Source organism: Streptacidiphilus albus JL83 (assembly GCF_000744705.1).
Classification (GTDB): Bacteria; Actinomycetota; Actinomycetes; order Streptomycetales; family Streptomycetaceae; genus Streptacidiphilus; species Streptacidiphilus albus.
The window spans coordinates 8,950,808-8,972,706 of sequence record NZ_JQML01000001.1 but is presented as its reverse complement, the minus strand read 5'-3'; the positions used below and the strand labels follow the sequence as shown (position 1 = coordinate 8,972,706).

Annotated in this window: 18 protein-coding genes; 10 read left to right on the top strand and 8 right to left on the bottom strand. The window is 73.1% G+C overall.

Annotated elements, in window-relative coordinates; genetic code table 11:
- Window positions 1–23 precede the first annotated feature (23 nt).
- Window positions 24–869, top strand: coding sequence for a VOC family protein (locus BS75_RS43715; protein ID WP_063771607.1), 846 nt, complete (start codon window positions 24–26; stop codon window positions 867–869).
- Between the two features lie 40 nt (window positions 870–909).
- Here the strand turns inward: BS75_RS43715 and BS75_RS38885 are convergent, their stop codons facing one another.
- A complete protein-coding gene (locus tag BS75_RS38885) occupies window positions 910–1,308 on the bottom strand; it encodes a hypothetical protein (RefSeq protein ID WP_034091584.1) in 399 nt (132 codons plus the stop codon).
- A gap of 197 nt (window positions 1,309–1,505) precedes the next feature.
- Window positions 1,506–2,327 carry a hypothetical protein gene (locus BS75_RS38880; RefSeq protein WP_034091583.1) on the bottom strand — a complete coding sequence of 274 codons (822 nt, stop codon included), beginning with the start codon at window positions 2,325–2,327 and terminating at the stop codon, window positions 1,506–1,508.
- Between the two features lie 194 nt (window positions 2,328–2,521).
- Here BS75_RS38880 and BS75_RS38875 point away from each other — a divergent pair, with 194 nt between their 5' ends.
- The 5 genes from BS75_RS38875 to BS75_RS38860 all read left to right on the top strand — a co-directional run bounded on the left by BS75_RS38875 (window position 2,522) and on the right by BS75_RS38860 (window position 8,015).
- Entirely contained in the window at window positions 2,522–3,985 is a 1,464-nt protein-coding gene (locus BS75_RS38875; RefSeq protein WP_034091582.1) for an amidase, read from the top strand.
- Window positions 3,986–4,114: 129 nt separating this feature from the next.
- Complete coding sequence (locus BS75_RS48855; RefSeq protein WP_156164334.1) at window positions 4,115–4,261, top strand: hypothetical protein; 147 nt, start codon at window positions 4,115–4,117, stop codon at window positions 4,259–4,261.
- A 136-nt stretch (window positions 4,262–4,397) separates the two neighbouring features.
- Window positions 4,398–6,020: an APC family permease gene (locus BS75_RS38870; RefSeq protein WP_063771606.1), complete on the top strand. Its 1,623-nt coding sequence runs from the start codon at window positions 4,398–4,400 to the stop codon at window positions 6,018–6,020.
- Window positions 6,021–6,061: 41 nt separating this feature from the next.
- Entirely contained in the window at window positions 6,062–6,799 is a 738-nt protein-coding gene (locus BS75_RS38865) for an XRE family transcriptional regulator (RefSeq protein ID WP_231608023.1), read from the top strand.
- A 13-nt stretch (window positions 6,800–6,812) separates the two neighbouring features.
- Entirely contained in the window at window positions 6,813–8,015 is a 1,203-nt protein-coding gene (locus BS75_RS38860; RefSeq protein WP_034091581.1) for a M20 family metallopeptidase, read from the top strand.
- A 285-nt stretch (window positions 8,016–8,300) separates the two neighbouring features.
- On the opposite strand, the gene BS75_RS49680 is transcribed toward BS75_RS38860, so the two are convergent.
- Window positions 8,301–8,507, bottom strand: coding sequence for a hypothetical protein (locus BS75_RS49680; protein WP_052070274.1), 207 nt, complete (start codon window positions 8,505–8,507; stop codon window positions 8,301–8,303).
- Window positions 8,507–9,286, bottom strand: a complete 780-nt coding sequence (locus BS75_RS43710) for a ParB/RepB/Spo0J family partition protein (protein ID WP_052070271.1) — start codon at window positions 9,284–9,286, stop codon at window positions 8,507–8,509. The genes BS75_RS49680 and BS75_RS43710 overlap by 1 nt, the downstream gene beginning before the upstream one ends.
- Window positions 9,287–10,077: 791 nt before the next feature.
- Between BS75_RS43710 and BS75_RS38850 the strand changes: the two genes are divergently transcribed.
- A complete protein-coding gene (locus tag BS75_RS38850; RefSeq protein WP_034091580.1) occupies window positions 10,078–11,223 on the top strand; it encodes a MalY/PatB family protein in 1,146 nt (381 codons plus the stop codon).
- A 94-nt stretch (window positions 11,224–11,317) separates the two neighbouring features.
- On the opposite strand, the gene BS75_RS38845 is transcribed toward BS75_RS38850, so the two are convergent.
- The 4 genes from BS75_RS38845 to BS75_RS38830 form a co-directional block, all read right to left on the bottom strand.
- Window positions 11,318–11,662, bottom strand: coding sequence for an SAV_915 family protein (locus BS75_RS38845; protein WP_034091579.1), 345 nt, complete (start codon window positions 11,660–11,662; stop codon window positions 11,318–11,320).
- 102 nt (window positions 11,663–11,764) lie between these two features.
- Complete coding sequence (locus tag BS75_RS38840) at window positions 11,765–13,744, bottom strand: AfsR/SARP family transcriptional regulator (RefSeq protein ID WP_063771604.1); 1,980 nt, start codon at window positions 13,742–13,744, stop codon at window positions 11,765–11,767.
- 530 nt (window positions 13,745–14,274) lie between these two features.
- A complete protein-coding gene (locus tag BS75_RS38835; protein WP_034091578.1) occupies window positions 14,275–15,384 on the bottom strand; it encodes a 3-dehydroquinate synthase II family protein in 1,110 nt (369 codons plus the stop codon).
- Between the two features lie 24 nt (window positions 15,385–15,408).
- Window positions 15,409–16,281 carry a 2-amino-3,7-dideoxy-D-threo-hept-6-ulosonate synthase gene (locus tag BS75_RS38830; protein ID WP_063771603.1) on the bottom strand — a complete coding sequence of 291 codons (873 nt, stop codon included), beginning with the start codon at window positions 16,279–16,281 and terminating at the stop codon, window positions 15,409–15,411.
- 338 nt (window positions 16,282–16,619) lie between these two features.
- Between BS75_RS38830 and BS75_RS38825 the strand changes: the two genes are divergently transcribed.
- The 3 genes from BS75_RS38825 to BS75_RS38815 are packed head-to-tail and all read left to right on the top strand — an operon-like array spanning window position 16,620 to window position 21,870.
- Window positions 16,620–17,639 carry an aromatic ring-hydroxylating dioxygenase subunit alpha gene (locus BS75_RS38825; RefSeq protein ID WP_034091577.1) on the top strand — a complete coding sequence of 340 codons (1,020 nt, stop codon included), beginning with the start codon at window positions 16,620–16,622 and terminating at the stop codon, window positions 17,637–17,639.
- Between the two features lie 32 nt (window positions 17,640–17,671).
- Complete coding sequence (locus tag BS75_RS38820; protein ID WP_034091576.1) at window positions 17,672–18,628, top strand: PDR/VanB family oxidoreductase; 957 nt, start codon at window positions 17,672–17,674, stop codon at window positions 18,626–18,628.
- A gap of 53 nt (window positions 18,629–18,681) precedes the next feature.
- Window positions 18,682–21,870: a non-ribosomal peptide synthetase gene (locus BS75_RS38815; protein ID WP_052070269.1), complete on the top strand. Its 3,189-nt coding sequence runs from the start codon at window positions 18,682–18,684 to the stop codon at window positions 21,868–21,870.
- Window positions 21,871–21,899 lie beyond the last annotated feature (29 nt).

Sequence of the window (21,899 nt, the reverse complement as noted above, 5' to 3'; positions counted from 1 at the left end):
TCCTGCAGCAGGACGGCCGAACAGTGGGCACCGTCGGCCCGCCGACCGAGGAGGGCGCGGCCTCCGCGTGGACGCCGTACTTCCGCACCGTGGACGCCGACGCCACCGCCGGGGCCGTGGAGCAGGCAGGCGGCTCGGTCCGCGTCCCGCCGACACAGGTCTTCACCGCCGGGCGGACGGCCGGCCTCACCGACCCGACGGGCGCCGAGTTCGCCGTGTGGGAACCCGGGGACACGGACGGCCTGGAACTGGTCGACAGGCCCGGCAGCGTCAGCCGGATCGAGCTCTGCACCACCGACGCGGCGGCGGCGAAGGACTTCTACCGCACCGTCCTGTCGTGGGACACCCGGGATCTGACCATGGGCTCGGGAGCGGGAATCGCCTACACCCCCGCCGGACCCCCCGGCGGCGGCGAGCGGACCGTGCACGGCGACATCATGCAACTCCCGGCCGAGCACCTGCGACGCGGATCGACCAGCGAATGGCGCCCGTACTTCGAGGTGGAGGACTGCGACGCGACCGTGGCCAGGGCCCAGGAGCTGGGTGCCACCGCCATCGTCCCGGCCGTCGACACCCCGGGGGCGGGCCGGCTCGCGATGCTGCTCGACCCGTTCGGCGCCCCGTTCGCCGTCATTGCCGGCACCGCCGTCCGACCACTTTCCGCCGGACGCGCGCGCGGCGAATTCCCCGGTCGATCGCGCCTTCTCTCCCGCATTCACCTGTGCCGACGGGTCCGGTGTGATGCCCTGCGCCGTGCAGGGCATCACACCGGACCCGTGTGGACGGTGGATCGACGGTCACGCCGTCGTGGCAGGAGTGAGAATTCCCGTCGATCCACACCATTCGTGCTCGTACTGCTGGAGAAGTGATCCTTGAAGCGATCCCTTCAGTGATCACTTCCGCGTCCGGTCAGCGCACCGTCACGGTGAGGGTGTTGGAGACCACGCCGGCGCCGACGAGGCGGAGCTGCTCGGCGCCCTTCAGGCCCAGCTCGGCGCGCAGCGTGAAGGCGCCGCTGCGGGTGACGGTGGTGACCGCCGGCAGCGAGACCCAGGTACGGCCGTGCAGCTGCTGCAGCGTCAGGCGGGTCCCGGCCGTGATGTGGGCGGTGCTGCCGGAGATGACCAGCTGCTGCCAGGCGCCCACCGAGGTCCGGTTGGCGTGGGCGCTGATCGAGGCGTGGGCGACCGCCTGGTGGCTGGAGACGGCGGGCACGGCCGCCGACGCCATACCGGCGGTGCCCAGGCAGATTCCGGCGGCCAGCGCACCGGCCGTGGCGATACGGGTGAATCGGGTGGAGAAACGCATGACGGTACCCCTCAATGGCTCAGATGTTGACGAATGCACCGCCGGCTTCATATCCCCCCGGCCGAACACCGTGCCTCGGCAGTGTGTGCTCGCTGTGCAAAGGATGAGACGTCACTTCCCACCACCCGGTTCCACACGAATCTTCTTCTTTCGCACACGTTCGCCGGACCCGGTGGAGGACCGGTTGCCGGGTCGGCTCAACGATGGAATCCGGGCATCGCGTCGTCGAAGACGGACGCGTCGTTCTCGGCGATGAGGGACGACGGCACCCGGGCCCCGGCGAGCCACAGGTGCACCGGGTCGGCGCCGTCGAGCCCGTCACCGGTCGGGGTGAGGTCGATCAGCAGGTTTCCCTCCGCACCGATGCCCACCGCCCAGGTTCCCTCGGCGTTCGTCAGTCTGTCCGGCCAGTCACCGACGGCGACGCCCATCGGATCCGCCCCGTGGGTGGTGAATCGGCCGTCCCGGTCCAGGCGGAGCGTCCCGCCGTCCCCGCTGCGCCAGATCCCGGTGAACACCAGATTGGTCGGCGCTCCGCGCCACGGCTGGTCGGCCTCGTACCCGGTGTATCCCCACAGCGACCCGGCGACGGCCGCACCGGCCCCGGCCAGCGCGACCGCCCCGTGCCACCATCGCCGTCCCCTCCAGGGCACGCCCCGTGCCGCGAACGCCACTCCCCCGAGCAGCAGTTGGACCGGCCAGAGGACCGCGAGCAGCATGCCCAGATCACAGGCGATCAGGATCCACACGGAGCGCCCCCACCTCCGCTCCCGCCTCCGGAGCCACACACAGAGGATCCCGGAGAGCCCCAGGACGACGGCCCACCAGTTCGAGGTGTGGAGGTAGAGGCCGTAGTGCCCGGTGTCGGCCGGATCCTGCACCCACAGGAGGAACTCCGTGGCAACGGCCAGCAGCAGGGCGACACCGGTCAACAGGACGGTGAACACCACCATCAGCCAGCAGGCGGGCCGCAGCAGCGGTCCGCTTCCGTCGCTGTCCTCGGCGCTCCGAGTGTGCATCCTGTCCCCGTCTCCGTGATCATCCGACTCCGGCACATCCTGCACCGGACACAGCGGAAGCCCTCAATCCCGGAGCAGCCCGGTACAGAACCGCGACATTGCCGGCGACGGCGCGGGCTTCGGTCCGTCCCCTCGATTCCATTGCGCGGAAAGGCATTTCGTGGCTGGTTCGCGGGCCCCGTACGGTCCGTCCCATGGAACTGAGCTTTCAGACAGCAGAACGACTCGTGGCTGCCCTGCGGGCCGGTGAGGTGTCCTCGGCGGAACTGACCGACGAGGCCATCGCCCGGATCGAACGGGACGACAGGACGGTCAACGCGATCTGCGTGCCGGACTTCGACCGGGCCCGGGCCGCCGCGCGCGCCGCCGACCGGGCGCGGGCCCGTGGTGAGGACCGGCCGCTGCTCGGCATTCCGGTGACGGTCAAGGAGTGCTACGACGTCGCCGGGCTGCCCACGACCTGGGGCATGCCGCAGCACCGGGACCACCGGCCGGCCGAGGACGCGGTGCAGGTGGCGCGGCTCCGGGGCGCGGGCGCGGTGATCCTCGGCAAGACCAACGTGCCCTTGGGACTGCAGGACATCCAGAGCTTCAACGAGATCTACGGGACCACCACCAACCCGTGGGACCCCGCCCGCACCTCGGGTGGGTCCTCCGGCGGCTCGGCGGCGGCCCTGGCGTCCGGATTCGGCGCGCTGTCCATCGGCTCCGACATCGCCGGTTCGCTGCGCACCCCGGCACACTTCTGCGGTGTCTACGCCCACAAGCCGTCACTCGGCCTTGCCGCGAACCGGGGCATGGTCCCGCCGCACGCCCCGGCGCTGCCGGTCGACCTCGACCTCGCGGTCGTCGGCCCGATGGCGCGCAGCGCCCGCGACCTCACCTTGCTGCTGGACGTCATGGCCGGACCGGACCCGCTGACGCACGGCGTGGCGTACGCCTTGAACCTGCCGCCGGCGCGCCACCAGCGGCTAAGGGACTTCCGGGTCCTGGTCCTCGACGAGCATCCGCTCATTCCGACCGGGGCCGCCGTGCGGGCGGGTGTGGACCGGGTCGCCGACGCGCTTGCCGCCGGCGGCGCCCGCGTTGAACGGCACAGTCCGCTGCTGCCCGATCTGGTCGAAGCCGCTTCGATCTACACCCAACTGCTGTTCTCCGGCTCCACCGCACACTTTCCCGTCGAGGCGCAGGAGCAGCTGCGGACCCGCGCGGCCGCCCTCGGCCCGGACGACCGGAGCCTCGACGCGGCGCGGCTGCGCGGCATGGTGCTCAGCCACCTCGACTGGATCGCGGTGAACAACGGCCGCGAACTCCACCGCCACCGCTGGCGGCAGCTCTTCGCCGGGTTCGACGCCGTGGTGTGTCCGGTCACGCCCACTCCCGCGTTCCCGCACGACCACAACCCCAATCCGCTGGAGCGCCGGATCGACATCGACGGCGTCGGGTACCCGTACTTCGACCAGCTCGTCTGGGCCGGTCTGCCCACCATGCCCGGCCTGCCCGCCACCGCCGTACCGACGGGCCGGTCCCCCGAGGGTCTGCCGGTGGGGGTGCAGATCGTCGGCCCGATGTTCGAGGACCGCACCCCGCTGCGGCTGGCCGAACTGCTGGAGCAGGAGATCGGCGGATTTGCAGCTGCCGGGGTTCCGCGGGCCTGAGTCTCCAGCAGGGCCGCACGGAGTCGGCGGTGTGGGCCAAAGGAGTGGTTCTCGCGGGTGGGGGTGGCGGGTGTGCGGGTGCCCGCGTTGTACAGGGCAGTCTCGACCGTCCGAAAGGGAAACCCTGCCGTGAGCTATGCCCGTAACGTCCTGCTCGTCACCGCCGCCCTGTGCGGCATCGCGTTCGCCTGCGCCACCGGCGCCGCTGCCTGCGGGTCGCTGGACGGCCTCGGCGGCCTGGCGCCCGGCTTCGGGAACAACTGCGTCAGCCGCTGATCCGTCAGCTGTCCGACTGCTGCTGTCCGGTGAGTGGAAGCAGGGCGACCGGTCGGTGACGGCCGGGCGAACGGGCGAAGTGCGCACCCGGCCGAACGGGTGGTGAGGGTGGGCGGGAACTGGGTAGTGGACGTACATGACAAGCCACGCCACCGGTGACCGTGCCTCGTCGCAGGAGCACCGGTTCCGCCGCCATCTCGGTTTCTGGCAACTCACCGCCATCGCCTTCGGCGGGGTGATCGGCTCGGGCTGGCTGCTCAGCCCGATGCACGCCGCCGCCGCGGCCGGCCCCGCCTCGATGATCACCTGGGTGGTCGGCGGCGGCGCGCTGGTCCTGATCGCGCTGGTCATGGTGGAGTTGGGCGCCACCATGCCGGAGGCCGGCGGACTGGTCCGCTGGCCGCTGCACACCTCGGGACGCCTGGTGGCGACCCTGGTGGGCATCGGTATCTGGATCGCCTACGCCACCAACCCGCCCAGCGAGTCGGCCGCGATGCTCCAGTACATGAGCAAGTACGTCCCCGGCCTGTTCAGCGGCGGCCGGCTGACCCCGGTCGGCGTGCTACTGGGGCTCGGGTTCATGGCCGTCTTCGTCGCCGTCAACTGGTTCGGCGTCAAGCTGTTCGCGCACGTCAACCTCGGCATCACCATCGCCAAGTTCGCGGTGCCGGCGCTCACCGTGGTGATGCTGCTGGCCACCGGCTTCCACGCGCGCAACATCACCGGGACCGGGCACGGGGGCTTCGCCCCCTACGGCTATGCCGCCCCGCTCTCCGCCATCGCCACCGCGGGCGTGATCTACGCCTACACCGGCTTCCAGGGGCCGATCGACCTGGCCGCCGAGGCCCGGAACCCGCGCCGGGACATACCCCGCGCCGTGCTGACCGCGCTGCTGCTGTCCATGGTGGTCTACCTCGCCCTGCAGCTGGCCTTCCTGGGGGCGGTGCCCGGTGCGGACCTGATCCACGGCTGGAACGGCATCGACTTCAACTCCCCCTTCGCCGAGTTGGCGACCTCGCTCAACCTCACCTGGCTGAGCTGGATCCTGTACGGCGACGCCATCGCCTCACCGGCCGGCTCGGCGATGGTCTTCACTGCCGAGACCAGCCGCGAGGTCTACGCGCTGGGCCGCAACCGGCTGCTGCCCGAGGCCGTCGCGACCGTGCATCAGGGCTCCGGAGTGCCGCGCCGGGCCCTGCTGCTGAACTTCGTCGTGGGTGCGGCCTTCCTGCTGCCCTTCGGCAACTGGCAGTCCATCGTGGCCGCCACCAGCGTGCTGGGGCTGTTCGCCTACTCCGTCAGCCTGGTCTCCGAGGCCTCGGTCCGCCGCGCCGACCCGGCGCGGATGGCGAACTGGGTGCACGGGACCCGGTTCCTGGCGCCGGCGGGCTTCGTCATCGCCACGCTGATCTTCTACTGGGCCGGCTGGCACGAACTGCGGATCGCCCTGCCGCTGCTGCTGATCGCCGTACTGGTGTACGTCTACCAGCAGATCCGGCACGACCAGGACCGCAACGACCTGGCCAACGGGGCCTGGCTGGTGGTCTACCTGGTGGCCCTGCTGGTGCTCTCGCTGATCGGCAGCTTCGGCGGCCACCATGTCATCCCGGCCCCGTGGGACTCCGTCGTGGTCGCGGTGGTCGCCCTCGGCGCCTACGCCCTGGGGCTGAACGGCGCGGCCCGGCACCTGGCGACCCACCCGCTCCCGCCGCCGCACACCGACACGGAACCGGAGGCCCCCGCCCCCGGGGAGGAGTAGTCCGGGTTGCAGACACAGGCTCGGCACTGCGACGTGCTCGGTTGGCTCGAAATCTGACGCTGGAGGAGGCTGCCGAGCAACTCAACAAAATCACGGGCGGTGGCACCGACGCGAGCCTGCTCAGTGCTTGGGAATCCGGCCGGAAGCGCACCGGGATCAGGAACCGTGCGGGACTGTGCACGTTGTACGGCCATTCGTCGGCAATCCTGTTCGCCCACCAGGACGGGCTCGACCGCGTCAGCGCGCTGGAGGCGACGGGGACCGAGGTCGTCGTCCGGGTGCTGGCGAGGTACACCGATCTTGTCGCCGCGATGGCCGAAGTGGTGGCGGGGGCGCGGGAGCAGCTGGTGGTCACAGGAAGCCGCAGCCGGGAGGGGGTGTATCTCGCCGCCATCGAGAAGGTGGTGGCCGAGCAGCCGGACCTGGTGCACTATCGCGTGCTCTACGGTCCTCCTCGTCACCGAGCCCTGACGGACCACCTGGTGCGGCTGCTGAAGCTGCGTGATCCGCTGGAGCGCCGCAACGGGGTCAAGACGCTCCACATTGGCATGGTGGAGTCGCCGTCGGCGATGGAGCGGTTCTTCGTGGCCTCCGAGAGCAGTGCTGTCGTGCCGCTGCCGAGCTTCCACGGCGCCGAGGGGTTCGACTGCGGTGTTCTGCTGGGCCGTGAGGCTGCGGTGGGTCTGGTGCAGCATGGCCGGGAAGCCTGCGCGTCGGCCCGGCAGGTGGGGACGATGGAGGCCGTGCAAGCGCTGCCGCTGCGGCAGGGCGGACGCTGAGGCGAGGAGAAGCGTGAGGAACAACCTGGTGGCCCGGGCCGCCGAGCAGGTGGATTCGGTCGTCCAGCTGGCCCGGGAGCTGATCCAGCGGCCGAGCCGCGGCGGGATCGACGGCTACGGGCCCGTCCTGGCCGTCCTGGAGTCCTGGCTGACTGGTCGTTCGCTGCCGCACCGGCGTCTGCACGATGAAGCGGGGCAGCTCGTCGGCCTGCTCGTCGAGATCACCGGTGGCCGACCCGGCCCGTGGTGGACCCTCGACGCCTGCCTCGACACCGCGCCCTTCGGCGACGAGAGAGCCTGGTCCTTCCCGCCCACGATCGGCGACGTGACCGAAGGGTGGCTGAGGGGCAGAGGCGCAGCCGACTCGAAGCTGGCCGCCTCCGTGTTCTGTCACATCGCCGCTGACCTGCTCAGTAACGCCGGCAGTTTGAAGGGTGGCCTGGCGGTGCTGCTGGACGTGGACGAGCACACCGGCGGCTTCGGCGGCGCTCGCGCCTACCTCGCCGATCCGAGCGCCCAGCGCCCGGCCGGGGTGATGATCGGCTATCCCGGGTTGGACGAGGTCGTCGTCGGCGGGCGCGGCCTGTGGCGGGCGGTGGTCTCGGTGCACGCCCCGGCCGGGCACTCCGGATCCAGTCGCACGGTGGTCAGCGCGATCTCCCGCGCCGCCCGCCTGGTCCAGTTGCTGGACCAGGCGGGCCTGCCGGGCCTGCCGGGCGAGAGGGTGGCCTTCCCGCTGCCGGCCAAGCTGAGCGTCACCGCCATCCGGGCCGGCGAGGGATTCTCCGTCACTGCAGACCGGTGTGAGCTGAACGTGGACGTGCGCACCACGCCCGGCTTCGATGCCGAGGCCGCCGCCACCCTGGTCAGCAAGGCCGCCGCCGAACTCGACGCCGAACTCCCAGGACCTGCACCCACCGTGGTGACCCCGGTCGCCTGTTGGCCCGCGTTCCAACTGCGGCCCGACGAACAGCCTGCGGCTGCCTTGATCGCTGCGGCGAACGCGATGGGCCTGGCGGTGCGCGCGAAGGTCGCCGGACCGTCGAACATCGGCAACCTGCTGGCCGGTGAAGACGGCGGCATTCCGGCTACCGCCGGATTCGGCGTGCCCTACGAGGGCCTGCACGGCATCGACGAGCGTGCCGGCCTGGCCGAGCTGCCCCAGGTGTACGCGGTCTACCACCAAGCTGTCCTCGACCTCCTGGACGCGCCCTGAGCCGGCTGCATTCCAGAAGGGGCTTTGAACCGCCCGGATACCTGCCCCCACCGCTCACCAGGCCGCAGGCGGGGCCGATGTGATACCTGCATCCGACCCGGGCTCTTCAGTCCGGCCTCTTCGGCCAGCCGCCAGCAGTTCTTGCGCTCCACGCCGGACAACAGCCCCAGCACGAAGGGCCGGGCGGGGCCCGAGCCCCCGCCCGGGGCCGGGCGGGCCGCCGCGTCCGCGCCCCTGCGGCCCCGGGCCTGGCGGCGGCTCGGGGTGCGGGGAGCGGACGCGGTGTCAGAGTGCGCGCCGGCGCACGCTCTCGACCTGGTCGTTCGTCACGGCACGCAGCTGGACGCCGTCCGGCTGGGCCGCCCAGGAGGACCGGCTCGATCGCATGCCGCTTCCGCGCTCCAGCCCCTCCGCGAAGCTCAGCCAGCGCTCGCCGCACTGCCTGGCGGCCCGGGCGATGTCCGCGTAGCGGTGCGCCGGGACCGCGCTCATCAGCCAACGCCACTTCTCGTCGTCGAGGGCGTTGGTCGCGAGCAGTTGCAGCAGCGCCCGGCCCGCCTCGGAGAAGCGCAGGGCGGGATCCTTGCGCAGGTTCGCGAACTGTCCGGCGCCCGAGAGCATGACCGGCTCCGTCCGTGCTCGGTCGCCGCGGCCGGCCTGCTGCGCCGGCCCCGGTCGTCCGCCCTGCGCCCGCCCGTCGGCTCCTCGGCCGACGCGGCGGCCTCGCGCAGCTTGGCCGGGACCGGGTCCTTGCCCTCGCTGATGCGCCGGCGGACGTCCCGGGCGGTTGCCGGGGCGATCCCCGCCTCCTGCGCGATCTCGCGCAGCGAGGCGTCCGGACGTGCGGCGATGACCTGGACCGCGCGGCGGCGGCCGGCGGCGCTGTTGACCGGCCGGGAGCGCCCGTCGCGTCCGGTGCGGGCGTGCAGCTGCTCGACCTGGGTGGTGGAGTTCTTCCGGACCCCGGAGACGGTGACCGGAGACAGACCGGTCACCTCGGCGATGCGCCGGTCCGACCAGTGGGCATGGCTGCTGATGATGCGTTCGGCCGCAGCGACCCGGTCCTGGCGCGACAGCGGCATGCCGTGTTCGGCGTTGAGCCGCACGGCCAGGACGAAGGCGTCCTCGGCCGAGCCGTCCACGTACCGGACCTCGATGGACTCCTCGCCCCGCAGCACGGCCGCCTGCAGTCGGTGCACGCCGTCGACGATCCGCATGGTCGGTCGGTGGACGACGATCGGTGGCAGCGGAGCCGGCGCCTCGGCCAGCATCTCTGCGTGCTCCGTACTCCCTCCGGCGGTCCGGGGGGAGTCCGATGCGACCAGTGAACTGATGGGGACCAGCTCCGTGGCCGGCGGCCGAGGCGTCTCGGGCGCCGGCGGTCTGGTTCTGTCCGCCGTTGACGTGTCGAGCATCAGCGCCTCCTCAGGCATCGTCGGTTCGGGGTCGGTTCGCTGGCGCCGTCGAGAACTATACCGACTGTCCTGATTAATAATGCTGGGTTGGCAGACTGTTTCTGGCCCTTCCTCTGCCGGAGCGCCCTACGCGGGGCCGCCCGGTGGCCCGTGCGGGCCGACTCGCGGTCGCCGGGGCCGTCCTCCTGCGTCACAGAGACCCGCGCCAGCATCAACTACCCATCTCACAGCGCTTTTTGGCGCCCACTCCGGCGTTTTCGCCACCACGGCCAGCAGCGCCGGGCAAGCGCCGCCCGGAGGGGCTCCTTGAACGGTGGGGCTTCGTGAGGATTCCCGACCGCACAGAGTTGAAGACCGATTGGTCTGTTCTTCTTCCGGGCTGTGCCCGGGCCCTGGCGGGCTGTGGCCGGGCCCTCGGCGGCTCGGCGGAGCCAGGAGCCAGGAGACCAGGGGTCCTATCACCAGCGCTCACCCTCACGGAGGGGCACCGGCCGCAGGTGCCGGGGTATGTTGGGTCCGGATCTTGACGAGCGGGCCCGTGCAGCGCCGCTCGCACCGGGCCTGGCGGGAACGGGCCTGGCCCGCAAGGGTGTTGGGAACCGGCCGGAGCGGCTGGGTGGTGATTCCGACAGAGACAGGAGCAAGCCGTGTTCGACGACGTCGACCCCTCATCGTTGGCCCGTCGCCCGGGAGTGAAGTGGAGCCGGGCCGAGCCGGGCGTGCTCCCGGCCTGGATCGCGGAGATGGACTTCCCGCCGGCCCCTGCCGTGCGCGAGGCCCTGCTGCGGTGCGTGGAGGAGGACCTGGGGTACCCCGCGTGGGACGGGCGCCCCGAACAGATCCCGCTGCGGGCCGCGTTCGCCGAGCGCATGCGCGAGCGCTACGGCTGGGACGCCGACCCCGCCCAGGTCAGGGAGTTCACCGACATCAACCAAGGGCTGCAGGCCGTGCTGCTGGCCGCGACCCGGCCCGGTGACGCCGTCGCGGTGCACACCCCGACCTACCCGCCGTTCCTGGCGACGGTGGCCGGTATGGAGCGGCGCCTGCTCCCGGTGCCGTACGTCCTGCAGGACGAGGGCTGGGCCTTCGACGCCGACCGGTTCGACCGGGAGCTGGCCGAGGGCGGCTGCCGGGTGCTGCTGCTGGTCAACCCGCACAACCCCACCGGTCGGGTGCTGCGCCGGCCGGAGCTGGAGTCCCTGGCCGAACTGGCCCTGCGGCACGACCTGCTGGTGGTCTCCGACGAGATCCACGCCGACCTCGTCCACGGACCGTACCGGCACATCCCGTTCGCCTCCCTGTCGCCGGAGGTCGCCGCGAGGACGGTCACGCTGACCTCCGCGACCAAGGCGTTCAACGTGCCCGGAGCGCGCTGCGCCGTCGCCCACGTCGGTGCGGCCGGGATCCGCACGGCCCTGGCACAGCCGTCGCACCTGTACGGCGAGCCGAACAACTTCGGGGTGGCCGCGACCCTGGCGGCCTGGCGCGAGGGCGACTCCTGGCTCGCCCAGCTCCGGCCGGTCCTGGAGCGGAACGCCGCGCTGGTCGGCGAGGAACTGCCGCCGGGCATCGGCTACCGCGTCCCGCAGGGCTCCTTCCTGGCCTGGCTGGACTGCCGCGCCCTGGACCTGGGCACCGACCCGCACACGTTCTTCCTGGAGAAGGCCCGGGTGCTGCTGAACGACGGCCGCGCCTTCGGGCCCGGCGGCGAGGGCTTCGTCCGGCTGAACTTCGCCACCTCCCCGGCCGTCCTGCGGGACATCCTGGGCCGGATGCGCGAGGCCGTGGGCTGAGCCCGGGTCAGGCCGGGGCAGGCGGGCCCTGGTCAGGGCGGCGGTCGGGGCGGCGGTCCGGGCCCCGCACCGCGACCCGGACCGCCGCCCGGGCCTAGGCCTCCAGCGCCTCAAGTGCCCCCAGTTCCAACCGGACCGGGGCCAGCGGCGCGGTGTCGGCGGCGACCGGGCGGGCCACCAGGTGGGGGTCGATGATCAGGCAGCTCACCCCCAGCGGCTCGGCCAGCGCCCGCAGCGCCGGCTCGGCCAGCTCCACCCAGGCCTGGTCCTCGCCCAACGCCGTGGCCAGCCGGGCCTGCGAGGTGAAGCCGACGACGGTCCGGCCGCCGAGCGGGGTCTGGAAGAGTCTGAGGAGTCGGCCGCCCCGGCGCGGCCGTACCGGAACGAACAGCCGCCCGTCTGGGATGAGCCGGGCTGTGGGACCGAGCCTGGGTTCCATGGGTTCCTCCCTGTTGGCACTCCTGTGCGGCCGCCGGTGCTTGGTCCCGGCCCGCCGCGCGTTCACCGTGCGACGCTGCCGTTCACCGTCCCATGCCGCCGTTCACCGTGCCATGCTGCCCGGCCCGGGCTGCGCCGACCCGGCGTGAGCCACCCCGGACGCGCCGTCGGCCGCCTGTGCCGACGACCGGCCCAGCCGGGCCAGGGCCTCCTGGCGGCGGGCCGCCGGCTCGTGCTCCGCGCACTCGGCGGCGTAGATGCCGATCAGCGAGTGGAAGTGGTACCGGTCGTCCGGCCCCTCCTCCAGCAGGTGGTTGGCGACCAGCAGCGAGAGCAGCTCGTGGGCGGTGTCGCGGTCCGTGCCCGCGAGCGTCGCGGCCGTCTCCACCGTCAGCGGTCCGCTGTAGAGGCCCAGGTGACGGAACATCCGGGCGGCCTCGGCGGGCAGGGCCTGGTAGGAGGCGTCGAAGACGCTGCGCATGCTGGCCGCCGTGTCGTCCTTCACCGTGAGCAGGTCGAGCCGGCCGCGTTCGGCCGCGTACTGCTCGACCAGTGTGCCCAGCGGGGTGCCGGGGTTGGCCCGCAGCCCCTCCGCGACGATGCGCAGTGCCAGCGGCAGTCCCCCGCAGTGCGCCACCAGGCGGGCGGTGGCCGCGTCCGGCCGGAGCAGGCGTCCGCCGCTGAGGTCGGCCAGCAGCTGCCCGGCCTCCGGGTCGGCCAGGGGTCCGATGGTGAGCAGGTGCGCGCCGTCGCGCGCGGCCAGTCCGCTCAGGCGCTGCCGACTGGTGGCCAGGACGACGGAGGAGCCGCGCGGGATCAGCGGCCGCAACTGGTCGGCGCTGTAGGCGTCGTCGAGGACGACCAGCATCCGCCGGCCGTGCAGCAGGCTGCGGTAGAGGGCGGCGCGGGCGGCCGGGACCGGGGGGAGACGGGCGCCGTCCACGCCCAGGCTGCCCAGGAGCTGGCCCAGGGCGTCCCCGGCGCTGACCGTCCGGCCCTCGGGCCTGCTGCCGCGCAGGTCCACGTACAGCTGGCCGTCGGGGTAGCGGTCGATCAGCCGGTGTGCCAGTTGCAGGACGAACGCCGACTTGCCCGCACCGGCCGGGCCGTCGACCACCGCCACCGGGGTGGTGGCGCCGTCCGGCGCGCTCTCGCTGGTCACCAGCGTCTCCAGCCAGCCCAGCTCCTCGGTCCTGCCGACGAAACCGCGTGCCAGGGGCGGGAGTTGGGCCGGCTTGGGGGCGCCGTGCAGCACGGTGCGCCGGCCCGCGAGCAGGACCGGCGCGCTGTCGCCGCCGGGCGGGCGCAGCTCGGGGCGCCCGGTGAGGATCTGCTGGTAGAGGCTGCGCAGGTCTCCGCCGGGCTCTATGCCCAGTTCCCGGCGCAGCAGTTCCCGGGTCTCCTCGTAGATCCGCAGGGCGTGGGCCTGGCGCCCGCTGCGGCGCAGCGCTTCGATCAGCAGCCAGCGCAGTCGCTCCCGCAGGGGCTCCTCACTGACCGCGCCGGTGAGATCGGTGATCAGCTCGGCGTGGCGTCCGACCGCCAGCATGTCGACGGCCCACTCCTCGACGGCCGTCAGCCGCAGGTCCCGCATCCGGGTGCGTTCCATCACGGCGAAGGGCCCGGGGACTCCGTGCAGGGCCTCGCCGTGCCAGAGCGACAGGGCCTGCTCGTACAGCTGCAGTGTCGCCTCGGTGCCGGCGTCGCCCAGGGACTTGCGGGCCTGGGCCAGGCACTGGACGAAGCGGGCGGCGTCCACCTGCGCGGGGTCCAGGCGCAGGCAGTAGCCGCCGGATTCGGAGGTGATCACCGTGCCCGCGGCCCGTCTGCCGCGTCCGGGCTCCAGGACCCGGCGCAGGCCCGCGACATAGGTGTGGACGCCGTTGGGGGCGGTCGCCGGTCCCGCGCTGCCCCATACCGCGTTGACGAGGTGGTCGACGCCCACCACATCGCCGGCCCGGCTCGCCAGCAGGCCCAGCACAGCCCGCTGCTTGGGCGGGCCCAGGGCCACCTCCGCCCCGTTCCGCCAGGCCCGGACCGGCCCTAGGAGCTGGATGTGCAGCGTCGCTCCCGCGGTCGCCATGGGTGATTCGCCTCCTGAAGTACTGTTCCGTCCGCTCCTGTATCGATTTCCCCGCGCCGGCCGCGGCTTTGGCGGAGAAATGCTCTGCACAGGGAGGGAGAAGAGGGGCGTCGTCGTCTCCGGGTACTGCGGCGCTGTTCTCCGGAAATGGTTCTTCGCGAATTCCGTGCCGCTGCGGGGGAAGTGTTCGACGGACGCGCCGTTGCACTCGCTGGTCCGGACCGAATCCGGTCCGGCGGGGGACGCCTCTTTTCGAATGTCCGGGCACGCTTTCCGTTCCCGCGTATATCGGGAGGGGTGCACGGAATTCAACAGTATCGGTGCCGCAGGCCGCTGTCACTGTTCCGCCGGGGCGGTGCGCCGGCCGCGGCGGGCCGGGTGCGACGGTACCGGGCCGACGGCCCGTCGTGCTCGTCGGACATGTGTTCAAGTGTCCTTTCCCGAGCAGTTGAACGCGCGCGGCGGGCCCCGCAATGGTGCCGGCCCCCACGGCCGGATGCGGTCGTGGGGGCCGGGTCGGGGCGGGGAGGTCACTGCTCGTGCAGGAACTCCCGGATCGGGTAGCCGACGTGGCGCTGGTCGGTGAGGGCGTAGCCGAGGATGACGTCGCCTGCCTTGAGCTCGGTGATGTTGTGGACGCTGCCGCCGGGGCCGAGCACCCGCACGTGCCAGTCGTCCTGGCAGATGACGTTGACCTTGCCGCCCGTGGGCGACTCGGCCTCGATCAGGAGCAGCGGACGGCTCTCCATCTTGATCCGGCCGACCACCACGCGCCGGGTCCGGCCCTCGGTGTCGACGGCCAGCAGTTCGGAGCCGGAGCGCAGTTCGGCCAGGTAGCGGGTCCGGTTGGCCGGCGTGAGGCTGTAGGAGTGCAGCGCGGCGGCGTTGACCCGGAAGGGCCGGGTGGGCATGTAGGGCAGCGGGTGGGTCTCGCTGCTGACCAGGATCATGCCGGTGGCGTGCGAGCCGACCAGGATGCCCTCGTTCTGCTTGAAGTGGGTGCAGGTGTCGACGCAGACCCGGTCGCCGAGGCCGACATGGGACAGCCGGGTCACCGTCAGGTGCTCCAACTGCAGTTGCTCGGTGGTCTCCTGGCTGATCTCGACCAGCGCGGTGGCCTCGCCGACGGTGTCCGGCCGCAGCAGCATGCCGTCCGGGCCGCGCTCCAGCACGGTGAGCGTGATCTCGGCGTCCTCCAGGTCGGTGACGACCGTGACCAGGTTGCCCTTGGCCTTGTCGGTGGCGCCGAGCAGGATCTCCAGCGGGATCTTGCTGGGGTCCTGCTGGAACTCCACCAGGGTCCAGGGAGCGGTGGCGGCCACGGTGCAGGCCACCGCGAGGGACTCCTCGCCGGTGACGGTGACGTAGACGCCCTTCTCGGCGTCGGGCGAGGCCGGCTCGTAGATCCCGGTCAGGGTGTGGTCGACGATCAGCAGGTCGGCGGTCTGGGCCAGCTTCTCGGCCGCGGCCTGCGGGGTGCCGGGCAGGATCAGGCCGATCCGGCGCTTGGACGGCGGGATGGTGGCCAGCAGCTCCGGGTCGTCGGAGACGAATCCGTCCACGCCGATGTGCACGGCTTCCTCGATCACGGGGGCGGTGAGGTCCTTCAGCCCGCGGACGTCGATCCAGGTGATCTTCACTGCGTACTCCTCGGTGATAGGCGGTCAGGTCCGGGCGGGTACGGGGTGGGGCGCCGCGAGCGCCCGTTCGGGCTGCGCGGGGTCGTGGGCGCCCGCCGGGGCGGGCAGGGCGGTGCGGCCGGCGGTGGGCAGGTGCAGGGCGTCGGCGACCAGCCGCACGGTGGCGGCGACGTCCGGCGAGGACCAGACATTGCGCCCCATGGCCACGCCCAGGGCGCCACTGGCCACCACCTCGCCTACGGTGCGGGTCAGTTGACGGTCACCCACCGGGGCGCCGCCGGCCGTGATGATGCCGATCGGGCAGCTGCGCACCACCTCGGCCATGGTGGTCGGCGAGCCGGTGTAGGGGACCTTGGCGATGTCGGCGCCCAGGTCGGCGGCGAGGTTGGCGGCGTGCGCGACCAGCTCGGGGTCGGTCGGGTCGCCCATCCGCGGTCCGCGCGGATAGACCATGGCGATCAGCGGCAGCCCCCAGCGGGTGCAGCCCTCGGCGGCCCTGGCCAGGTCGCCCAGCTGCTCCGCCTCGGTGTCGGAGCCCATGTTGACGTGGATGCTGACCGCGTCGGCCCCCAGCTCCAGGGCCTCCTCGACCTCGGCGAGCCGGACCTTGGCGTTGGCGTCGGGGGCGTGCCGGGTGATGCCGTTCAGGTGGATCACCAGTGCGGTGCCGCGCAGCACGTCGGTCGGCAGGAACCGCATCCGGCCCTTGTGGACCAGCAGCGCGTCGCCGCCGTTGCGGGACACGGCACGGGCGATGTCGCGAAGAGCCGGGGCGGAGGCGATCGGGCCGTCGGCGAGCGAGTGGTCAAGCGGAACCACGAACGTCCGGCCGGACAGTGGATTGATGAGGCGGCCCAGCCTCAGGCTCTTTCCCGGGAAATGTTGGATCCCTTCCATGGCGATTCCTCTCACGGCGGATACGGCCGCTCTGGCGCACCCGGGCCGTGCCGCGACGACAGCGGAACGGAGAACGTCCCAGAACTGCGGCAGATGGCCTGATCAACGGGACTCGCCTCATCGAACCGGGAAAGGTTCGCGCATGTCAAGGTCCGCCCGCCGACTATGGGTTGAGCAGTTGACCGTGATTGACAGGGTGCCCGGCGAACGTATTGTTGGTCACTGTCGAATTGCGCTGAACCACGGCCTTCCCGCCCTCTCCCGGTGACGGATCTTTCCCCGCCGCCGATCGGAAAACTACTTGCGCGCGACATCCGCTGATATCTCAGGAGAGTTCGATGAGTGCGTTTCCGCAGAACTACTGGTATGTCGCCGCCTGGAGCAAGGAGGTGGGCAGGGAGCTGTTGAGCCGGACCATCTGCGGCGAGCCGGTCGTGTTCTACCGGGGCCGCGACGGGCGGCCGGTGGCCCTGGCCGACCGCTGCGTGCACCGCCGCTACCCGCTGTCGCTGGGCAAGCTTCAGGACGACTCGATCGAGTGCGGCTACCACGGCTTCGTCTTCGACTGCTCCGGCACCTGCACCTTCGTGCCCGGCCAGGACCGCGTCCCGCGCACCGCGCGGGTGCCGCGCTACCAGCTGGTCGAGCGCGACAAGTGGATCTGGATCTGGATCGGCGACCAGGACGCCGCCGACCCGGCCCTGGTGCCGGACGCGCACTGGCTGGACGACCCGGCCTGGGCGTCGGTGGAGGACATGGCGTACTCGCCGTTCCGCTACAGCCTGCTGGTGGACAACCTGATGGACCTGTCCCACGAGACGTACCTGCACGCGGACCTGATCGGCACTCCGGAGATCGCCCGGACGCCGTTCACCACCCAGGTCGACGAGGAGCGGAACCGGGTCGAGTTCTCGCGCCACATGGAGGCCGTGGGCTGCCCGCCGTTCTACGAGAAGACCACCGGGTTCACCACCCCGATCGACCGCTGGCAGGACGTGGCCTTCCAACCGCCCGCCTTCTGGGTGAACAACGTGCGGGTCGCCCCGCACGGGACGCCGGTCGGCACCGGCGGCGACGAGGGCGGCGCCCACGTGAAGATCCTGCACGGGCTCACCCCGGAGACCGAGCACAGCACCTGGGACTTCTGGGCCGTGGTCCGCGACTTCGCCCTGGACGCCGACTCGGTCGGCCAGACGCTGCTGACGCTGAACCAGGAGGTGGTGCAGCAGGACCTGGACGCGCTGACCGTCCTGGAGCAGGTCGTGGCGAGCGAGCCGGCCGGCACCCAGGAGCTGAGCGTGGCCATCGACGCCGGCGGCCTGGCCGCGCGCGCGATGCTGCGCCGGATCGCCCAGTAGCCGGACCCCCAGCAGCCCGAAGGACGGATGACATGGCCGGCGACACGTTCGAGGTTCTGGTCCGCGCCCGTGCCGCACTCGCGGCGGGCGTGCTCGGCCTGGAGCTGACGGCACCCGGCGGCGGGCCGCTGCCCGCCGCCGGGCCCGGCGCCCACGTCGACCTCCTGCTGCCCTCGGGGCTGGTGCGCCAGTACTCCCTCCACCACGCCGACGGGCGGCCCGGCCCCTGGCGCATCGCCGTCCTGCGCGAGCCGGACGGCCGCGGCGGGTCGGCCGAGCTGCACGACCGGGTCGCCGTCGGCACCCGGCTGCGCGCCGCCGGGCCCCGCAACCGCTTCCCGCTGCTGCCCGGCCAGGACCTGCTGTTCCTCGCGGGCGGTATCGGCATCACCCCGCTGCTGCCCATGCTCGCCGCCGCCGAGCGCCGGGGCAGCAGGTGGCGGCTGGCCTACGCCGGCCGGAGCCGGGCCTCGATGGCCTTCCTGCCCGAACTGGCCCGCTACGGCGACCGGGTGACGGTCGCTCCGCGGGACGAGTGCGGACGGCTGGACCTGGACGCGCTGCTCGCCGGCACGCCGGCCGGCGCACTGGTCTACTGCTGCGGCCCCGAGCCGCTGCTCCAGGCGGTCCGCGCGCGCTGCGAGGCGCTGCCGGGGCTGGCGCTGCACACCGAGCGCTTCACCGCCGCCGCCCCCGTCCCCCCGGCGGCGGACACCGCGGACACCGACTTCGAGGCCGTGCTGCGGCGCAGCGGCCGCACCGTCCCGGTGCCCGCCGGGACCTCGCTGCTGCGGGCGCTGCGCGGGGCCGGGGTGGCGGTGCTGGCCTCCTGCGAGGAGGGCACCTGCGGCACCTGCGAGACCACGGTGCTGGAGGGCGTGCCGGAGCACCGCGACAGCCTGCTGACGCCGGAGGAGCGCGCCGCCGGCGACCTGATGCTGATCTGCGTCTCCCGCTGTCTCGGTTCCCGCCTGGTCCTGGACCTGTGAACGCCCCCTCCCGCTCCACCGCCCCTGCCACCGCCCGTAGCTGGAGAAGACCGATGACGCACTCTTCGTCCTGGGACGGCCTGATCGAGGACGCGTTCCTCGAACAGGTCCGGGCCCGCCCGACGGCCACGGCGCTGGTCTCGGGCTCCTGCGTGCTGACCTACCGTCAGCTGTACCGGCGCGCGGCCGCCGTCGCGGCCGGGCTGCGCCGGGCCGGGGTCCGCCGCGAGACCCTGGTCGGCCTCGCCTTCGACCGCTCGGCCGACTCGATCACCGCACTGCTGGGGATCGTGCTGGCCGGCGGCGCGTACGTGCCGATCGACCCGGCGTACCCCGCGCGGCGGGTGGAGCAGATCGTCCGGACGGCGGAGCTGCGGACGGTGGTGTGCCCGGAGCCGGTGCGCGAGCGGTTCACCGCGCCCGCGCCGGTGCGGCTGTACGGACTCGACGAGCTGCAGCGCCCCGACGGCGGGACGGAGGGCGGGACGGACGGCGCGGCGGACGGCGCGGCGGAGTTGGCGGTGGCGGGCCGGGGGGTCTGTGCCGGGGGCTCGCCGCTGGCGTACGTGATGTTCACCTCCGGCAGCACCGGGCGCCCCAAGGGCGTGATGGTCGAGCACCGGGGCGTCCTGCGGCTGGTCAAGGACACCGGCTACGTCGACCTGTCGCCGGAGCAGCGGGTGCTGCAGGCCGCGTCGCTGGCCTTCGACGCGGCCACCCTGGAGATCTGGGGCGCACTGCTGAACGGGGGGTCGCTGCACGTGGTGGACCACGAGACGGCGGTGGTGCCGCAGCGGTTCGCGCAGGCGATCCGGGAGCAGGGGGTGACCCTGGCCTGGATCACCGCCCCGCTGTTCCACCGGATCGCGCAGGAGGACCCGGCGGCCTTCGCCCCGCTGCGGACCCTGCTGACCGGCGGCGACGTGGTCTCCCCCGGCCAGGTGCGGCAGGTCCGGGCGGCCAACCCGGCGCTGCGGGTCCTCAACGGCTACGGCCCGACCGAGAACACCACGTTCACCACGGTGTTCCCGGTCGAGGAGGAGGTCGAGGGACCGCTGCCGATCGGCCGGCCGATCTCCGGCACCACCGTGCGGGTCTGCGACGAGCAGGGCCGGGCGGTGCCCGCCGGGACCGTCGGGGAGCTGTACACCGGCGGCGCGGGGCTGGCCCGCGGCTACCTGGGCGACCCGGAGCTGACGGCGCGCAAGTTCACCCTGGTGGACGGGGTTCGCTACTACCGCACCGGCGACCTGGTGCACGCCGACCGGGACGGGCTGCTGCACTTCCACGGCCGCCAGGACCACCAGGTCAAGATCCGCGGCCACCTGGTGGAGCTCGCCGAGGTCGACGCCGCGCTGCGGGCCCTGCCGGGGGTGGCCGACGCGCACACCAGGGTCGTCGGCCGGCCGGGCGAGGAGCGCTCGCTGGCCGCGTACGTGGTGGCGCCCGGCGCCGACGTCGCGCTGCTGCGGCGCGCGCTGCGCGACCGGCTGCCGCAGTACCTTTGCCCGGACCGGTTCGTGGCGCTGGACCGGCTGCCGCTCACCGCCAGCGGCAAGGTCGACTGGCGCTCCCTGCCCGCCCCCGACGCCGAGCCCCCGGCCGCACCGGGGGCCGCACCGGGGGCCACGCCCGGTGCCGGGCTGACGGCGGACCAGGCCCGGCTGGCCGGGCTGTGGGCCGACGTCCTGGGCGTGCCGGCCGGGCAGCTCGGCCCGGACTCGGACTTCTTCGAACTGGGCGGCAACTCGCTGCTGCTGGGGGTCCTCGTCGGCCGGCTCGGTCGGCAGGGGGCCGCCGTCGGCTACGCCGACGCGGTCGCGGCGCCCACCCTGGCCGGGATGGCCCGCGCAGCGGCCGCCGCCGGCTCCGCCCCGGTACCGGCCCTGCCCCGGCCGGCGCCCGGCCCGGTGCCGCTGCACCCGCAGCAGCAGGGCCTGTTCGCGATCTGGCAGGCCGAGCCCGAGTCACTGGCGTACAACATCCCGGTACGGGTGGAGCTGGCCGGGCCGGTGGACCCCGAGCGGCTGCGCGCGGCGCTGACCGCGCTGGTGGCCCGGCACGAGGCGCTGCGGATGCAGTTCGGCGTCGGCGCCGAGGGCGTGCACCAGCAGCCGGCGCCGCCCGCCGCCCCCGAGTTCGCCTTCCTGCCCGCGCCGGACGAGCGGGCGGCGGCCGGGTTCGTGCGCCCCTTCCGGCCGCGGCGCCCCGACGGCGCCCCGCTGCTGCGGGCGCTGCTGGTGCGCGGCGGCCCGGACCGGCACGTGCTGCACCTGGACGCCCACCATGTGGTCTTCGACGGGGTCTCGCTGCGGATCCTGGTCGAGGAGCTGCTGGCCGGCTACGCGGGCGAGCAGCTCCCCGAGCAGCCGGCCGACTACCGGGCGGCGGCGCAGTGGGCCGCCGGCCGGGCCGGGCGCGGCGACGACGCCTCCGACGAGGCTTACTGGCTGCGGCAGTTGGCGGACTGCCCGACCGAGCCGGTGCTGCCGGTGGACCGCCCGCGCGGGGCCGGGCGCCCGGAGCGCGGCGCGGTGGCCACCGCCGTACTGGGGGCCGGGGCCTGCGCGGATGTGCGCACGGCGGCCCGCCGGCACCGCACCACGGCGTTCGCGGTGCTGTTCGCCGCCTGGGCCGCGACGCTGGCGCGGATCTCCGGCCGGCGCGACTTCACCGTCGGCACGCCCACCGGCGGACGCGTCCACCCGGACCTGGAGCAGGTCGTCGGGATGTTCGTGAACACGGCCGTCCTGCGCGTCCGGCTGCCGGACCGGGCGGCGACGCTGGGCGACCTGGTCGCCCAGGCCGACCGGCTGGCCCGGGAGGCGCTCAGCCACCAGGGGCCGCCCTTCCCCCGGCTGGCGCAGCGGCTCGGGATCGCGCCGCAGCCGGGCCGCAATCCGCTGTTCGACGTGCTGTTCGCGCTCCAGGACATCGACTTCCACACGGTGCGCCGGGGCGGGCTCACCGCCCGTACCGAACTGGTCAACCCGGGCACCACCCGCTTCGACCTCAACCTCCAGGCGTACCTGCGCCGCGACGAACTGCGGCTGGACCTGGAGTACGCCACCGACCTGTACGACGACGCCTCCGCCCGGTGGCTGCTGGACACCTGTCTGGAGACTGTGACCGAGCTGCTCGCGGACCCGGCGGCCCCGGTGCTGGCGACCGGCCGCGCGACCACCGCCGATGCCGGGGACTTCGAACTCGGGGACTTCGAACTCGGGGACTTCGACCTGTGAACACCGCCGAAGCGCACACGAGAGGGATC

Excerpts from the sequence above, each read along its gene's own strand:
- BS75_RS38885 (WP_034091584.1), bottom strand. The coding sequence starts at position 1,308 with ATGCGTTTCTCCACCCGATTCACCCGTATCGCCACGGCCGGTGCGCTG.
- BS75_RS38880 (WP_034091583.1), bottom strand. The coding sequence starts at position 2,327 with ATGCACACTCGGAGCGCCGAGGACAGCGACGGAAGCGGACCGCTGCTG.
- BS75_RS38875 (WP_034091582.1), top strand. The coding sequence starts at position 2,522 with ATGGAACTGAGCTTTCAGACAGCAGAACGACTCGTGGCTGCCCTGCGG.
- BS75_RS38870 (WP_063771606.1), top strand. The coding sequence starts at position 4,398 with ATGACAAGCCACGCCACCGGTGACCGTGCCTCGTCGCAGGAGCACCGG.
- BS75_RS49680 (WP_052070274.1), bottom strand. The coding sequence starts at position 8,507 with ATGAGCGCGGTCCCGGCGCACCGCTACGCGGACATCGCCCGGGCCGCC.
- BS75_RS43710 (WP_052070271.1), bottom strand. The coding sequence starts at position 9,286 with ATGCTGGCCGAGGCGCCGGCTCCGCTGCCACCGATCGTCGTCCACCGA.
- BS75_RS38845 (WP_034091579.1), bottom strand. The coding sequence starts at position 11,662 with ATGGAACCCAGGCTCGGTCCCACAGCCCGGCTCATCCCAGACGGGCGG.
- BS75_RS38840 (WP_063771604.1), bottom strand. The coding sequence starts at position 13,744 with ATGGCGACCGCGGGAGCGACGCTGCACATCCAGCTCCTAGGGCCGGTC.
- BS75_RS38830 (WP_063771603.1), bottom strand. The coding sequence starts at position 16,281 with ATGGAAGGGATCCAACATTTCCCGGGAAAGAGCCTGAGGCTGGGCCGC.
- BS75_RS38825 (WP_034091577.1), top strand. The coding sequence starts at position 16,620 with ATGAGTGCGTTTCCGCAGAACTACTGGTATGTCGCCGCCTGGAGCAAG.
- BS75_RS38820 (WP_034091576.1), top strand. The coding sequence starts at position 17,672 with ATGGCCGGCGACACGTTCGAGGTTCTGGTCCGCGCCCGTGCCGCACTC.
- BS75_RS38815 (WP_052070269.1), top strand. The coding sequence starts at position 18,682 with ATGACGCACTCTTCGTCCTGGGACGGCCTGATCGAGGACGCGTTCCTC.